The following is a 14,790-nucleotide window of genomic DNA, read 5'->3' as shown; positions in this document are numbered from 1 at the left end:
AATAGCCCAACTATGCAATACAATAAATTATTACTAATAAGCGCATGTTTGCTCGCAAAACTATTTGTAAGCCCTTTAGTTCAAGCTTCAGAACCTCCAACGATTCTATCAATGAAAGAGCGCGCAGCGTTTATAGATATAATAACTGAGCTGAGAATCAATAGCTTAATGTCCTCGTTAATGAAGCAGCACAACACTGATATGTGGCTTCTTATAAGCCGCGAATACAATGAAGATCCAATATTAAAAACAATGCTGCCTGCAACATGGCTTTCAGCCAGACGCACCACTATTTTGCTATTTGCACTTAATAAACAAGGTGGGGTTGATGCTTACGCTATTGCGCCTTATAAAATAGGTAATGTATTTAAAAAAGGCTGGGATAAGCAAACACAACCTAGCCAGTGGCAGGCACTCAATACGCTTATTGAGCAATACAAACCTCGCAACATTGCGCTTAATACTTCTACCGACTGGGCACATGCCGATGGCCTTGTGCTAGGCGATTACAAAACCTTAATGGCTAACTTGCCCGCCACTTATCACAATAAAATAATTTCTGCAGAGCCGCTTGCTGTTGCCTGGTTAGAGCAACGCATTCCTGAAGAAGTTAAAATGTATAAACATATTGTGGCTATTGCCCATCATATTATTGCAGAGGGGTTTTCGGGTAAAACAATTACGGTTGGTGAAACAACTAGCGATGACTTGGTATGGTGGTTTAGAGAGCGTGTAAAAGAGCTAAAACTACAAACATGGTTTCATCCAAGCGTTGCTATTCAGCGCGCCGATACGAAGTCGTTTAATCATGAAGAAAGCTTTACCAATGGCTACGATGATAACGTTATACAAGCCGGTGACTTGCTTCATGTCGATTTTGGGATTACTTATTTACGCTTAAATACCGACACGCAGCAGCATGCGTATGTACTCAAAGAAAACGAAACGAGTGCGCCTAGTTACTTAGTTGAAGCACTAAAAAGCGGTAATAAACTCCAAGATATATTTACCAATCAATTTGCGGTAGGAAAAACCGGTAATGAAGTTTTAGCTGCAGCACGAAAAGCCGCTATTGCTCAGGGATTAAAACCCACTATTTATACTCATCCTCTTGGCTATCATGGTCATGCTGCTGGTACTACATTAGGTATGTGGGATTCTCAGCAAGGTGTACCGGGAGATGGGGACTATCCGCTACATTTAAATACGGCTTACTCAATTGAGCTTAACAATGCGGTGTTTATAAAGCAGTGGAATAAAGAAATAAGAATAATGCTAGAGGAAGATGCTATTTTTGATAAAAGCGGTGTCTGGTATTTAAATGGCCGACAAACACAATTATTGCTAATAAAATAAAGAAAAAAAATGGCGCTCACTGAGCGCCATTTTTAATTTAATTCGTTGCTATTATTCTGTATCTGGCAGGTTACGGCCATAGAATATTTCTTGCATTTCGCGAGTCAGCTTAGAGCGGATCTCGTCTTCTTCTTCGTCCGATAACTCATCAGTAGAAAGGCCGAATAAATAGGTATTTAAGTCGGTTTCTTTTAACATCATTTTAGTATGGAACAGGTTTTCTTGATACACGTTTACGTCCATCATTTGGTACGCTTCTTTTGTATCTTCTGTCATGAAGTTTTGAATCGAGCTAATAGCATGATCAATGTAGTGCTTAACACCGTTTATGTCGCGGGTAAAACCACGAACGCGGTAGTCTATTGTTACTACGTCTGACTCAAGGCTATGAATTAAGAAGTTTAACGCTTTAAGTGGCGAAATAATGCCACAGGTAGATACTTCAATATCAGCACGGAATGTACAAATACCATCATCAGGGTGAGCTTCTGGGTATGTGTGTACACAAATATGGCTTTTATCTAGGTGTGCAACAACTGAATCAGGTAATGGGCCTGGTGCTTCGTCAGCATCGTAATTTTGCTGCTCTTCTACTGGTTCTTCTGAAACCAAAATAGTTACACTTGCGCCTTGCGGTTCATAATCTTGGCGCGCTACATTTAAAATGTTAGCACCAATAATATCAACAACTTCACCTAAAATATCGGTTAGTCTATCTGCACTGTACTGCTCATCGATATATTCAATATATTCTTTACGTTGTTGCTCGGTCTTTGCGTAACAAATATCATAAATACTAAAGCTTAAACTTTTGGTTAAATTGTTAAAGCCATGAAGTTTAAGTTTATCGAAGGGTTTGTTCATAATAAACCAACCTATAAATTAGTGGGTTCTGCACCTGCAGAATGAAAAGTTCGCGGATTTTATACGAATTTTCCTCGTGGAAAAAGCGTTATTTTGCTTGATCTTGCACAACTTCGTGGCTATGCGTAATTTCTACTGTTTTATCAAGCATTAATGCAACCGAGCAATACTTTTCAGCAGAGAGTGAAACTGCACGTGCAAGGTGCTTTTCAGACACATTATTGCCTTTAACAACAAAGTGTAAGTTGATTTTGGTAAACACGCGCGGTGCTGTTTCGGCGCGTTCTGCACTTAGTTTCACTTGTACGTCTGAAAAATCTTGTTTAGCTTTTTTTAAAATACTAACCACATCAACTGATGAGCAACAGCCAACTGACATTAAAACCATTTCCATTGGGCTTGGTGCTGCGCTATCGCTGCCGCCATCAAACACAACATTGTGGTTAGAATTAGAACGGCCAATAAACGTATCGCCTTCAACCCATTTTACATTTGCTTGCATTGTTATATCTCAAAAAAATATTTTCTTGATTGTAAGCAACTTAGCCGTAGTTGCAAATGAAAATGCAACGCAGGGCTATAAAATGGCTAAGATTGTTGTGCTAAAGCGCTATCAAAGAGGTTTTTCACTAAACCTGCAAATTCATCTATAAAGGCATGCTGTTCAACCGTGACAGGCTGTGAGGTGATGCTGCTGAGGACTTCTTCTAAATCGTAAACTATGCCATCAACTTCACGTACAATTTGACTACGCTGCTCTGTGTTGAGGTCTGTGTGCTGCTCGCAAATAAGCATCACATTTTGTGCAATGACGTCTTCGATTAATTCCATTACTGTTGGAGCGCCTGGTTTTATTTCGCCTGGCTTCTCAAACAATGCTAAATTTTGAGTTAGATACATGATCAAATCATCGTACCCTTGCCTATCTAAAACCATTATGCGAACCACCTAAATATATTTAATTATGCTGATTTAAGCAGAAAGAGTCGATAATTACTAGCCTTGTACGATAGCAATACAAAAAAAGCAGCCGAAGCTGCTTTTATAATGATTAAGTAGTATTACTGCTTAATCTATTTTTAAGCCTGGGCTTAGTGTTGCTGGCATCGCTACTTTTTCAAGCTCTACTGAAGCAACTGGGTATGCACAGTAATCAGCTGCGTAATACGCGCTTGCTCTGTGATTGCCCGATGCGCCAATACCACCAAATGGTGCTGCGCTTGACGCGCCAGTAATTGGGCGGTTCCAGTTAACAATACCAGCGCGAATACGACGTAAAAAATGGTCGTAATCTGCTGCACTATCACTTAATAAACCAGCCGATAAACCAAAGGTTGTATCGTTTGCTTTATCAATGGCTTGGTCAAAGTCGTCAAAGCGGAATACTTTTAAAAGTGGTCCAAAATGCTCTTCATCTGGGAAGTCACTAATATTTGTACACTCAATAATACCTGGTGTTACAAAGCCAGTATTAGCTGTGTGCTCAAGCTCTACTAATACTTGAGCGCCAAGCTCAACAAGCTCGTTTTGCGCTTTAACCATGCCCGCTGCTGCCGCTGATGAGATCATAGAGCCCATAAATGGCTGGTCTGCATCATCGTAGTTACCTACTTTAATCGCTTTAGTTGCAGTGATAAGGCGCTCTAAAATTACATCGCCTTTGCTACCTTTAGGTAAAAACAGTTTACGTGCACATGTACAACGCTGGCCGCTTGAGATAAACGCTGATTGAATAATATCGTGAACAACCGCTTTAGTGTCTTCAACGTCAGTAATAATAAGTGGATTATTACCACCCATTTCTAGCGCTAAAATTTTACCCGGTTGACCCGCAAACTGTTCATGTAAAATATGACCAGTACGCGAAGAACCCGTAAAGAACAAGCCATCAATCCCTTTGTGAGCAGCAAGGGCTTTACCCGTTTCTACTTCACCTTGAACGAGGTTGATTACACCGGCTGGTAAGCCTGCTTTTTCCCACAGTTTAAGCGTAAGCTCGGCAACTTTAGGAGTCAGTTCAGACGGTTTAAATACAACCGTGTTACCTGCTAAAAGCGCTGGCACAATGTGGCCATTAGGTAAGTGACCCGGAAAGTTATACGGACCAAATACGGCTACAACCCCATGTGGCTTATGACGAATCATCGCGCGGCCAAGTGGCATTGCGTTTTCTACGTCGCCAGTGCGCTCTAAAAATGCTTTTTCAGAAATGGCAATTTTACCAACCATAGCACCCGCTTCTGTGCGCGTTTCCCACAGTGGCTTACCTGTTTCTTGTGCGATAGTAATAGCGAGCTCTTCGCTGTTTTCTTTTAATTGCGCTGCGAATGCTTTAATTATTTCTAAACGCTCAGTAAAGCTTTTATCAGCCCATGCATAAAACGCTTCGCGCGCTGCATTTACTGCGGTGTCTACTTGCGCCGCAGTTGCTGATGATGCCTGCCAAATAACGTCGTTATTTGCAGGATTTACTGAATTAAATTCTGTGCCTTGGCCTTGTGACCATTGACCATTAATAAATTGTGCAGGATGAGTCATATACTTTCTCCTAAATTAAATCGTGGTTGCACTAACAATATCGCCAGTTTGCAAATGCAATGCATCTGCTACTTCTTGCGATAAAATAAGGCTTTTTGCGCGCTCGTCAAATGTCATTGGTGCAACGGTTGCTCTAAAATCTTCAAGCTTTTCGTTAGCTAGTAAAACCATGGTGTCGCCAGTCATTTCGCCAATTTCAACGTTAAAGTTATTTGCATTACGAATCGTCGCAATGTTATCTACTTTTGCTTCAACCGTTGGGCCGCCGTCAAAAATGTCTACGTAGCCATTAAACGTAAAGCCTTCGCTTTTTAATAACTCGATTGCTGGGCGTGTGTTGTCGTGTACTTTACCTATTACGGCTTGCGCATCTTTACTTAGCAAATTTACATAAATTGGGTATTTAGGCATTAATTCAGCAATGAAAACCTTTTGGCCAATACCTGTTAGGTAGTCAGCTGTTGGAAAATCCATTGAGAAAAAGTGCTCTTCTAGCCACTGCCAAAAAGGGCTACTGCCGTTTTCGTCAGACACACCGCGCATTTCTGCAATCACTGTTTGTGCAAAACGCTCTTGATGCTGCTTTATAAACATAAAGCGCGCTTTTGAAAGTAGCTTACCGTTACAATTTTTACGATAGCCATCTTTTAAAAACAATGTGCAAAGCTCTGTAGCCCCTGTGTAGTCGTTACATAGCGTTAAAATATCAACCGCTTTGTATACGTCTAATGTGCGCGAAGAGTGAATCACTTTACTTAAGTGATAATGATAAAATGCATCATCAAGCCCTACCGCAGCTTCAATTGCAGACGTACCTACAACATCACCGGTTTCGCTATCTTCAAGAACAAACAGGTAGCCTTCGTCACCGGGTTGTGACGTTTGCTTAGCAAATGAACTTACAGAATGGTCTATTTTCTTTTGCAATAGTTCTTCGTTTAATGGCAAAGACGTAAAACCATGCCCAGATTCGTGGGCAATTTTCAGTAATGCTGAGTAATCATTTTGCTGGATTGGGCGAAGGATCATCATGAGTCCGCTTGCTCCCTTATAAATAACGGTAAATAGGAATTGCAGGGCAAGCGGTGCTTGCCCTTAATTGGTTGGCTTAAGTCGCTTATGCGTTTACTACGCTTGCTACTGCTTTTTCAAAGCGTGCCATACCTTCGCGAATGTCCGCTTCAGGAATTACTAAAGATGGAGTGAAACGTACTACGTCTGCACCGGCAACTAGTGACATAAGGCCTTGCTCAGTACCTGCCACTAAAAACTCTTTTGCACGACCTTTGTATTGCTCGTTCACTACTGCACCAATTAATAAACCTTGGCCACGGATTTCGCTAAATACGTTGTATTTTTCGTTAACCGCGCTAAGTAGTTCATTAAATAATGCTGCTTTTTCTTTTACGCCAGCCAGTACGTCTGGGGTATTTACTGTATCAAATGCCGCTTCTGCAACAGCACAGGCAAGCGGGTTACCGCCATAAGTAGAACCATGTGTGCCTACTTTAAGGTGCTGTGCAATTTCAGTTGTTGTGATCATAGCGCCAATAGGAAAACCGCCGCCAAGTGCTTTAGCCGAAGTTAAAATATCAGGTACTACGTTTAAGCCTTGGTATGCATATAAATCGCCAGTACGACCAACACCTGTTTGAACTTCATCAAAAATAAGCAGTGCGTTATGTTTAGTACATAAATCGCGAACGCCTTGAGCAAACTCATCAGTTGGTGAAACAATACCGCCTTCACCTTGTAGAGGTTCCATCATTACGGCACATGTTTTGTCGCTGATAAGCGCTTCAAAAGCAGCTAGGTCGTTGTAATCGCAATGTATAATGTCGCCAGGCTTAGGGCCAAAACCATCTGAATATGCAGCTTGGCCGCCAACAGTTACGGTAAAGAATGTACGACCGTGGAAACCTTTGTTGAACGCGATGATTTGTGATTTTTCTGCGCCAAACTTATCAAGTGCAAAACGACGCGCTAATTTAAGCGCGGCTTCGTTTGCTTCTGCGCCAGAGTTGGCAAAGTAAACTTTTTCAGCAAATGTCGCATCAACCATTTTTTTAGCTAGGCGAAGTGCCGGCTCATTGGTCATTACGTTAGATAGATGCCAGATTTTTTCGCCTTGCTCTTTTAATGCGCCTACTAATGCAGGGTGGCAATGGCCAAGACAGTTAACTGCAATACCACCAGCAAAGTCGATAAACTCTCGACCTTGTTGATCCCATACGCGAGAGCCTTCGCCTCGAACAGGAATTACGCTTGAAGGTGCGTAGTTAGGAACCATTACGTGATCAAATAATTCGCGATTGACTGTCATTTTATTTCCTCTTAATTGTGAGCAACACAAAACATCAAAATAGGTGTTTGGTTAATATTTGTAACCAACTTTATAGGCAAGATCAGTAACCTGATAATTGCGCAAAATTGCTTTGTGGTTCAATTTTCAGACGCACATTATTTCAGAATTACTTATATCTGTCTCGTTAAAAACTTTCATGTATCCCTTGAAAATAAAGGGCTAAAGATATTATTTCATAGATAGTGAATAACTATTTGCATAGCTATTTATGCTTATTTTTAGGCAACTAACCGCATGAGTACAGAGGCGCACACGCTTTAATCGGCAAATATGTAATATAACAATAAGATGAGAATGAATGGTTAGTCGCAAAAAAATTAACAAAAAATTCAGATTTTTAGTCAATTTGAATAGCTAAATTGGTAAAATTACTCGATTGGAGGGTTTTTAGTTCCGTTTTAGTGAACTTAAAGTGCGAAAACCAGCTTAGAGCTTCATCAGGTTCAATAAGTTGATGTTCTTTTAAATTAAGATATTGAGAATAGCACCGTGCCTTTAGCATTACTTCTGTTAATGGCAGTAATGTATCGCCCTTATCTACCCCATTTACTAGCTGCTGCATTACCCCTTTAAACGGTAAATATTTAAAAGCCATTTTGTCTATTACCTTAGCGCTTACTTCTATCGATTTATTGCTAAGTAGAGTAGTTAAAAATAGCGGGTCGGGCTGAAGCTCTAATAATGCGGTGTGTAAATCTTTTTGGTTTTCATTTCGGGCTAGCTGTACTTTACGTTGCCATATTTGCTCAAACGTTTTTAAGTACAAGCGCACTAATGCAATTCGCCCTACATCTAAAAGCATACCAAGGGTAAATGCATGAACGTCATTTACATTATTAATTTGTGCAATTTTTTGCGCTGCAATCGCGTTTGCCATCGCGCTGTCGCGTAGCCGGCGTTTTAATAACGAAAATGGTTCGGTGCTATGTGGCATCCAATGGCGGGCAGCAAATGTAGGAATAACTAGCTGTAAGTTATCAAGGCCAATATAACGAAGGGCGAGCGATGGCTTATCTACTTTTACAGACGTGTTTTTACTACGTTGATTACGATAGTAAGGTAAATTAACGAGCGTTACTAACTCCCTACCCAACCAGCTTATATCATTAACCAATGGCTCTAAACGCCCTACCGACGCTGACTTTACCGCTAATATATCGAGTATATTGGCAATGCCATCTTCAATACCTATGGTGCTATGAATTACGCCATCTATATCTTCGAGCTGCTTATATATAGCTGTTTCAATTGTTTTGTGCAGTTGCTCACTGGCTTGAGCGCGGTACTTATGATGTGCAGTACTGCTTTGCTGGCGTTTATTCTGTGCGGCCACTTCAACCTGAAGCAAGGTACGCTGCTTCATGGGTTCGCCGTAATCTATATCTAATGTATGAATGAAACCAATTTGCTGATGCGCAAAGCTATGCCCAAGCAATAAGTCATGAGCTCGTTGGCTTAGTATTTTGGCAGTACGCTGCTGGGCTACAAGTTCAGTCATGACATCCATTAATAAAGTATAAAATGCTATGTGTATTATAACATTAGAAGCGAGTTAAAAAGTTATCAAGCAGTTCTAAGCCTTGAGCAGTTAAAATAGCTTCGGGATGAAACTGCACACCTTCGATAGCAAGTTCATTGTGTAACAACCCCATAATTTCGTCAAACTCGCCTTGCTCAGTTTGAGTCCATGCGGTTACTTCAAGCTCTTTAGGCAGAGTTTGCGCTTTAACCACTAAAGAATGATAACGACATACCGTTAACGGATTAGCTAAGCCTTTAAACACCCCTTTATTAGTATGAACTATGGGTGATGTTTTACCGTGCATTACTTTTTTAGCACGTATTACATCTCCACCTAAAGCTTGTGCGATAGTTTGATGCCCCAAGCAAATCCCTAAAATAGGATATTGCCCTTTTAGTTGCTCAACAACATTTAGTGAAATACCCGCTTCGTTAGGGGTGCATGGCCCTGGCGATAACACGATGTGCTGCGGGTTTAACTGTTTTATTTGTGCAATACTTAGCTCATCATTACGTTTTACTAAAACGTCTTGATCTAAACGCTGAAAATATTGCACTAAGTTGTAAGTAAACGAATCGTAGTTGTCGATCATCAACAGCATTACACAACAGACCTTATAAATTATTGACCACTACTTTACACAAGTGGTACTAAGCGCTGCATTCTAACACTATTAATTAACCAACATAAATTAGCAAAAAGCGTTAAAAATTAACTCTTTTAGCTAAAATGCTTAAAAGCCTTTAGCGGGCATTGGTTTACTTAACTTTAACTCTGGTTAAGAGATTTACTAACGTATTGAATCATGATGATATTTAAATTTATTTTCTCTAGCCAGAGATTCCTTGCACCTTGAGCAATAATATCGAACCCTAAGCTTTTTACGATTAGTTAATACACCTACGTAGGCTGTATACCCCAACAATAAATTATTGACCTCTAAAGTACGTGCATTTATTGATCGCACTATTAAATACTTTGGTGAAATGCCTTACTGAGCAAAATAAACAGATTGTTTGTGCTACATCAAATTAGCGGCTCGATGGTTGAATTATATCTATGTAAGCCCCAGTGTATTATATGAAAGGCAGTAATTCACTTATACAACTCACTTACTTGTGAGCTCATTTATATCCGACTAAGGAGCGAATATGTTAGGCGAAGACCACTCATTAACAAATGACTTTCCAGAATACTTAAAGACCATTGCCGAGTTAAATGAAAGCGATACTGAATTTGCAAAAAAAGCAGATAAGTACGACAAGCTAGATAAAGAGATTAGAGTGTTAGAGCTCAAAGATGCGCCCATAAGCGATGAACAAATGCATCTATTAAAACACGAACGTACAGAATTAAAAGATTGGTTATACGAGCGCTTGCAGCAAGAGCAGTAATGCCACTAAAAAAAGAGCTCACTGATGAGGTGAGCTCTTTAGATCAACAATGGGTATTTTCTCTAAAACTTTACAAAGCCACCCACAGGTTTCATAAATACACTGCTTGGGCCTGCAAAGGCTTGTGCAAACTCTTCTGATAATTGACTAAATACCATTACTTTATCCATATCAACTACGCTTAAAAATAGTGGGCCACTTTCGCCCCAACCAGCAAGATGCGCTTTAGCAGCATCTTCATCTTGGTAACGCTCGTAAATATGTACATTGCGCTTGTCTTCACTTACTGTCCACTCATACATTAAAGTGCCCGCTTCACTTTTAGTCAAAGTAACTAATTGTGCCATTACCAGTAAAAACTCATCGTATTTACCTTCTTTAATTTGGCCTTGTACTGTCCAGGTAACATGATTTTTCACTATGCTTTACCTAATTTAAGCTGTGCTAAAATACTGTCTAACGTATCTACTAGTTGTTGATTTTTAGCATTATCAAGTGCATCAACATGAGGAGGCGCGAAGCGTCCTGTATCGTTATCAAAATACAGGCCTGCGGCATCTTTAAATTCATCACTAAGCGCTGCGCGACAAAAAATATCTGCGCCAATTTTTAAATCCCCACCATCTATACCGTAAGCGTCTTTTACCATTTTGCTTCCCAGTAAAGATTTAGGGTTTACCGATACAACTAATGGCCCAGTATCTTTAAGCTCAAGCCCTAAATGACGTGACCACATAGTAATAGCCAATTTACTTTGTGCATAAGCCGCACTATCAGAAAGTTCAGTGTTACCCATAAGTGCATTTAAGTTAACGCTTGATTGCGCAGCTGATGACACATTAACCACTCGCGAATCATGACCAAGGACAGGTAATAATAGTTTTGTAAGAAGATATGGCGCAATCGTGTTTACAACAAAGCGAGCATCAAGGCCGTCAATTGTTGTAGCATCAACTAATTGATAAACGCCTGCATTATTAATAAGTACGTCGAGCTGGTTATTATTTTCGGCCATATCGGCTAATACATTTTTTGCCAAAGTTTGAACTTGGCTCATATCGCTTAAATCAGCAATATAAGTATGTGTACTTGCATTTGGGTATTGCTCGGTTAAAGCTACTTGTAGCGCATTGAGCTTTGCTTGGCTGCGGCCATGTAATAATACGGTATGACCTTGTGCTAATAACATCTTTGCAGTTTCTAGCCCAATGCCATCGGTTGCGCCGGTAAGTAAAATTGTTTTGTTCATGTTGATCTCTCCTTACTTTATTTTCGCTATATTAGCACCCCGACTTACTGCTGATAATTAGGCCAATAGTTGAATCAGTTTATAGAATTAATTGATAAAGCTAAGCCTATGTTAGTTAATATAAAAGCATTCCTTTAAAAGGCAGATGAGTGTTTAAGCTGAATATTTTTTATGCTTTTATTTGAATTACTCAGCAATCATAACTATTGTTTTTAAACCACCTTAATAGTAGTATTTATCATATAAATACACTTTTCGAGAAATAACATGAAAGTTTTAGTTACTGGCGGCATGGGTTACATAGGTAGCCACACATGTATTGCATTGCATGAAGCAGGTATTACGCCTGTTATTTATGATAACTTGTCTAATGCAAGTGCGCGGGTACTTGACCAACTCGAAAAGATTACGGGTACTCGGTTTGAGTTTATTTTGGGCGACATTCAAGACGAGCAACAGTTTAAGCTCGCTCTAAAACACACTAAAGCCGAAGCTGTTTTTCACTTTGCAGCTTTAAAAGCCGTTGGCGAATCTACCGAGCAACCGCTGCGTTATTATCAAAATAACGTGTCGGGCACATTAAGCATGCTACAAAACATGCAAGATGAAGGCGTTAACCATATTATATTTAGCTCATCGGCTACAGTATACGGCGAGCCAGACTACCTCCCTATTGACGAAAAGCACCCTATACGCGCAACGAACCCTTATGGTTGGACTAAAGTCATGGTTGAACAAGCCATGCAAGACGTATGTAATGCCAACAGTCAATTTATGGGTATTGCGCTTCGTTACTTTAACCCAGTAGGTGCACACCCTAGTGGTTTATTAGGTGAAAGCCCTAATGGTATTCCTAATAACTTAATGCCATTTATTGCCCAAACTGCAGTAGGTAAACGTGACGTGGTTAATATTTTTGGTGACGACTACGACACCGAAGATGGCACAGGTGTGCGCGACTATATTCATGTTTTAGATTTAGCTAAAGGTCATGTTGCGGCATTTATGCAGCATAAAACAGATACCGCATTTCATGCTTACAACTTAGGCACAGGGCAAGGTTATTCTGTGCTTGATATGATCAACGCATTTAGCGCATCAGCCAATAGAGATATTCCGTATAAGATTGCACCGCGCCGAGCAGGTGATATTGCCTGTAACTACGCCGATGCCACAAAAGCGCAAAACACACTTAACTGGCACGCAGAACTAACACTTAGCGACATGACAAACGACACATGGCGCTGGCAAACTAATTACCCAAGTGGGTTGGAGAGTTAACATGGCTTTATTAGAAAGTACTCACAGACGTAAAAATCCGCTAACGGGTCGTTGGGTATTAGTGTCACCACATCGTAATAACCGTCCATGGTTAGGCGCAACAGAAGCCGTTAACGAAAACGTATTACCAAAACACGATGAAAACTGCCCACTTTGCCCAAGTAATACCCGTGCAAATGGCGACAGTAACCCTGATTATAAATACACACACGTATTTAGAAATGACTTTGGCGCATTAACACCTAATGCCAGCGAGCAATTACAAAGCTTAGAGTCAGACAGCGATTTATTTATTGCAGACGAAGCCAGTGGCGAATGCCGCGTAATTTGTTTTTCTCCAGAGCATAATAAAACACTTCCAGAGCTTGAGCACGATGCATTGCACGAAGTAGTAAAAATCTGGAAAGAAAATTACACAGAGCTTGCACAGCAGTACGAATGTGTACAAGTTTTTGAAAATAAAGGCGAGATCATGGGTTGTTCGCAACCTCATCCTCACGGCCAAGTTTGGGCTCACTCGCATTTATCAACCGAAATAGAAGCCGAAGATAACCAGCAGCTTAACTATTATAAAAAGCATGGCACAGCCATGCTTGCCGATTACGCGCAAAAAGAGCAAGCAGATCAAACACGTGTTGTATTTGAAAACGAACATTGGCTTGTTGTTGTGCCATTTTGGGCAGCGTGGCCGTTTGAAACAATGCTAGTAACTAAAGATAACATTCAAAACTTTAGCCAGCTAAACGATGCGCAAACCGACTCTTTGGCTCAGGCACTTAAAGTATTAACCACTAAGTACGACAACGTATTTAATTGCAGCTTCCCATACTCAATGGGATGGCACAATGCACCGGCTAACAGAGGCTCTGATGAGCAACATTGGCGTTTGCATGCCCATTTTTATCCGCCGCTACTTCGCTCTGCTACTGTTAAAAAACACATGGTAGGCTACGAAATGCTAGGCGAAAGCCAACGCGATTTAAGCGCAGAAACCGCTGCTTCTATTTTAAAAGCAGCCAGTACAACACACTATAAAGATACAGCAGGACACACAGATGAAGCTTAACGAATTCCAACAACAATTTTTGTCACTGTATGGCGCGCCTGCTCAAGGTATTGCAGCAGCACCGGGGCGTGTAAACCTCATTGGCGAATTTACCGACTACAACGACGGTTTTGTTTTACCGTGTTCGTTAGAGTTTCGTACCCAAGTAATGTTTAAAGAGCGCGACGACAATATTATTACTGTGCATTCTTTAAATTACCCTGGCGAAAAAGACAGCTTTAGCGTTGATGAAGAAATTACTGAAGGCCAGTCGCAATGGGGTAACTACATTCGTGCTGTTACTTATGTTCTTAAAAGAGCGGGCTACACACTGCGTGGCGCCGACCTACTAATTGACAGTAACTTACCGCAAGGTAGTGGCTTGTCGTCATCGGCCGCACTAGAAGTTGCTGTAGGCGGTATGTTTAACCATATTGCACAGCTTGGTTTACCGCCAGAGCAAATTGCGCTATTTGGTCAAGAAGCCGAAAACGACTTTATGCATTGCCAATGCGGCATTATGGATCAGCTTATTTCAGCTAAAGGCGAGAACGGTCATGCACTATTAATCGACTGTGAAAACCTCGCAACCAAATCAGTTAAAGTTCCTGATGATTTAAATATTGTTATTGTTAATTCAAACTACCCGCGTAAGTTAGTTGATAGCGAATACAACCAGCGCCGTATTGACTGCGAACAAGCTGCTGTAAAAATGGGTGTAGAAACACTTCGCCAAGCCACCATGGCTGGCCTGCAAGCAGTAAAAGCGACATTAAGCGAAAACGAATATAAACGTGCACACCACGTAATTAGCGAAAACGACCGTGTAATTGCAGCAACTACTGCACTACAAAATAACGATATGGATGCACTTCGCACGCTAATGGCAGCATCGCATCAATCACTTAAACACGACTTTGAAGTAACCGTACTTGCAACCGATGGCTTAGTAGAAATTTGTAAAGAAGCGATGGGCGAGCGTGGCGCAGTACGTATGACAGGGGGTGGTTTTGGTGGCGCAATTGTATGTTTATGTCGCGATGCGGAAGTACCACTAATTAAAGCAGCGGTAGAAATGCATTACTTTGAACGCTTTAATTTAAATGCTGATATTTATGTATGTTCAGCGGGTTCAGGATTACAAATTACGTCTTTTTAAATAAACTTAAGGAATAA

At 40.7% G+C, this 14,790-nt stretch carries 15 protein-coding genes; 5 read left to right on the top strand and 10 right to left on the bottom strand.

The window, feature by feature from the left end; translation table 11 throughout:
• Positions 1–12: 12 nt before the first annotated feature.
• Entirely contained in the window at positions 13–1,356 is a 1,344-nt protein-coding gene (locus H5092_RS14420; RefSeq protein WP_182733786.1) for a M24 family metallopeptidase, read from the top strand.
• A 51-nt stretch (positions 1,357–1,407) separates the two neighbouring features.
• On the opposite strand, the gene speD is transcribed toward H5092_RS14420, so the two are convergent.
• The 8 genes from speD to H5092_RS14380 form a co-directional block, all read right to left on the bottom strand.
• Positions 1,408–2,220 (bottom strand): adenosylmethionine decarboxylase, encoded by an 813-nt coding sequence (gene speD / locus H5092_RS14415; RefSeq protein WP_024597058.1) that lies wholly within the window; start codon positions 2,218–2,220, stop codon positions 1,408–1,410.
• Between the two features lie 88 nt (positions 2,221–2,308).
• On the bottom strand, positions 2,309–2,722 hold the full coding sequence (locus H5092_RS14410; protein ID WP_182733785.1) for an OsmC family protein: 414 nt from the start codon (positions 2,720–2,722) through the stop codon (positions 2,309–2,311).
• 86 nt (positions 2,723–2,808) lie between these two features.
• Positions 2,809–3,156 carry a DUF3802 family protein gene (locus H5092_RS14405; RefSeq protein WP_002958862.1) on the bottom strand — a complete coding sequence of 116 codons (348 nt, stop codon included), beginning with the start codon at positions 3,154–3,156 and terminating at the stop codon, positions 2,809–2,811.
• A gap of 132 nt (positions 3,157–3,288) precedes the next feature.
• Positions 3,289–4,758 (bottom strand): succinylglutamate-semialdehyde dehydrogenase, encoded by a 1,470-nt coding sequence (gene astD / locus H5092_RS14400; protein WP_182693187.1) that lies wholly within the window; start codon positions 4,756–4,758, stop codon positions 3,289–3,291.
• Positions 4,759–4,773: 15 nt separating this feature from the next.
• A complete protein-coding gene (astA, locus tag H5092_RS14395) occupies positions 4,774–5,790 on the bottom strand; it encodes an arginine N-succinyltransferase (RefSeq protein WP_002958860.1) in 1,017 nt (338 codons plus the stop codon).
• An 85-nt stretch (positions 5,791–5,875) separates the two neighbouring features.
• Positions 5,876–7,081 (bottom strand): aspartate aminotransferase family protein, encoded by a 1,206-nt coding sequence (locus H5092_RS14390; protein WP_182733784.1) that lies wholly within the window; start codon positions 7,079–7,081, stop codon positions 5,876–5,878.
• A gap of 379 nt (positions 7,082–7,460) precedes the next feature.
• Complete coding sequence (locus tag H5092_RS14385) at positions 7,461–8,621, bottom strand: HDOD domain-containing protein (protein WP_002958858.1); 1,161 nt, start codon at positions 8,619–8,621, stop codon at positions 7,461–7,463.
• Positions 8,622–8,664: 43 nt separating this feature from the next.
• A complete protein-coding gene (locus H5092_RS14380; protein WP_024596662.1) occupies positions 8,665–9,246 on the bottom strand; it encodes an aminodeoxychorismate/anthranilate synthase component II in 582 nt (193 codons plus the stop codon).
• A gap of 550 nt (positions 9,247–9,796) precedes the next feature.
• On the opposite strand from H5092_RS14380, the gene H5092_RS14375 reads away from it, so the two are divergent.
• Positions 9,797–10,039, top strand: a complete 243-nt coding sequence (locus tag H5092_RS14375) for a YdcH family protein (RefSeq protein ID WP_002958856.1) — start codon at positions 9,797–9,799, stop codon at positions 10,037–10,039.
• A gap of 62 nt (positions 10,040–10,101) precedes the next feature.
• On the opposite strand, the gene H5092_RS14370 is transcribed toward H5092_RS14375, so the two are convergent.
• Both H5092_RS14370 and H5092_RS14365 read right to left on the bottom strand, forming a co-directional pair.
• Positions 10,102–10,458 carry a putative quinol monooxygenase gene (locus H5092_RS14370; protein ID WP_182733783.1) on the bottom strand — a complete coding sequence of 119 codons (357 nt, stop codon included), beginning with the start codon at positions 10,456–10,458 and terminating at the stop codon, positions 10,102–10,104.
• Entirely contained in the window at positions 10,458–11,288 is an 831-nt protein-coding gene (locus H5092_RS14365) for an SDR family NAD(P)-dependent oxidoreductase (RefSeq protein WP_182733782.1), read from the bottom strand. Before H5092_RS14365 ends, H5092_RS14370 begins: the two co-directional genes overlap by 1 nt.
• 267 nt (positions 11,289–11,555) lie before the next feature.
• Here H5092_RS14365 and galE point away from each other — a divergent pair, with 267 nt between their 5' ends.
• Genes galE through galK form a run of 3 tightly spaced genes read left to right on the top strand, consistent with a single transcriptional unit; the run spans position 11,556 to position 14,773 of the window.
• Complete coding sequence (gene galE / locus H5092_RS14360; RefSeq protein WP_182733781.1) at positions 11,556–12,569, top strand: UDP-glucose 4-epimerase GalE; 1,014 nt, start codon at positions 11,556–11,558, stop codon at positions 12,567–12,569.
• 1 nt (position 12,570) lies between these two features.
• The gene (locus H5092_RS14355) at positions 12,571–13,635 is read left to right on the top strand and encodes a UDP-glucose--hexose-1-phosphate uridylyltransferase (protein WP_182733780.1); all 1,065 of its coding nucleotides are present in this window, start codon (positions 12,571–12,573) and stop codon (positions 13,633–13,635) included.
• Positions 13,625–14,773: a galactokinase gene (gene galK, locus H5092_RS14350; RefSeq protein WP_182733779.1), complete on the top strand. Its 1,149-nt coding sequence runs from the start codon at positions 13,625–13,627 to the stop codon at positions 14,771–14,773. Before H5092_RS14355 ends, galK begins: the two co-directional genes overlap by 11 nt.
• Positions 14,774–14,790: the final 17 nt, after the last annotated feature.

Source organism: Pseudoalteromonas sp. SR41-7, assembly GCF_014163935.1.
GTDB classification, from domain to species: domain Bacteria; phylum Pseudomonadota; class Gammaproteobacteria; order Enterobacterales; family Alteromonadaceae; genus Pseudoalteromonas; species Pseudoalteromonas distincta.
This window is presented reverse-complemented; position numbering and strand designations above follow the sequence as displayed.

Bases quoted from the DNA above. Each gene is read 5' to 3' on its own strand.
- H5092_RS14420 (WP_182733786.1), top strand. From the start codon at position 13: ATGCAATACAATAAATTATTACTAATAAGCGCATGTTTGCTCGCAAAA.
- speD (WP_024597058.1), bottom strand. From the start codon at position 2,220: ATGAACAAACCCTTCGATAAACTTAAACTTCATGGCTTTAACAATTTA.
- H5092_RS14410 (WP_182733785.1), bottom strand. From the start codon at position 2,722: ATGCAAGCAAATGTAAAATGGGTTGAAGGCGATACGTTTATTGGCCGT.
- H5092_RS14405 (WP_002958862.1), bottom strand. From the start codon at position 3,156: ATGGTTTTAGATAGGCAAGGGTACGATGATTTGATCATGTATCTAACT.
- astD (WP_182693187.1), bottom strand. From the start codon at position 4,758: ATGACTCATCCTGCACAATTTATTAATGGTCAATGGTCACAAGGCCAA.
- astA (WP_002958860.1), bottom strand. From the start codon at position 5,790: ATGATGATCCTTCGCCCAATCCAGCAAAATGATTACTCAGCATTACTG.
- H5092_RS14390 (WP_182733784.1), bottom strand. From the start codon at position 7,081: ATGACAGTCAATCGCGAATTATTTGATCACGTAATGGTTCCTAACTAC.
- H5092_RS14385 (WP_002958858.1), bottom strand. From the start codon at position 8,621: ATGACTGAACTTGTAGCCCAGCAGCGTACTGCCAAAATACTAAGCCAA.
- H5092_RS14380 (WP_024596662.1), bottom strand. From the start codon at position 9,246: ATGCTGTTGATGATCGACAACTACGATTCGTTTACTTACAACTTAGTG.
- H5092_RS14375 (WP_002958856.1), top strand. From the start codon at position 9,797: ATGTTAGGCGAAGACCACTCATTAACAAATGACTTTCCAGAATACTTA.
- H5092_RS14365 (WP_182733782.1), bottom strand. From the start codon at position 11,288: ATGAACAAAACAATTTTACTTACCGGCGCAACCGATGGCATTGGGCTA.
- galE (WP_182733781.1), top strand. From the start codon at position 11,556: ATGAAAGTTTTAGTTACTGGCGGCATGGGTTACATAGGTAGCCACACA.
- H5092_RS14355 (WP_182733780.1), top strand. From the start codon at position 12,571: ATGGCTTTATTAGAAAGTACTCACAGACGTAAAAATCCGCTAACGGGT.
- galK (WP_182733779.1), top strand. From the start codon at position 13,625: ATGAAGCTTAACGAATTCCAACAACAATTTTTGTCACTGTATGGCGCG.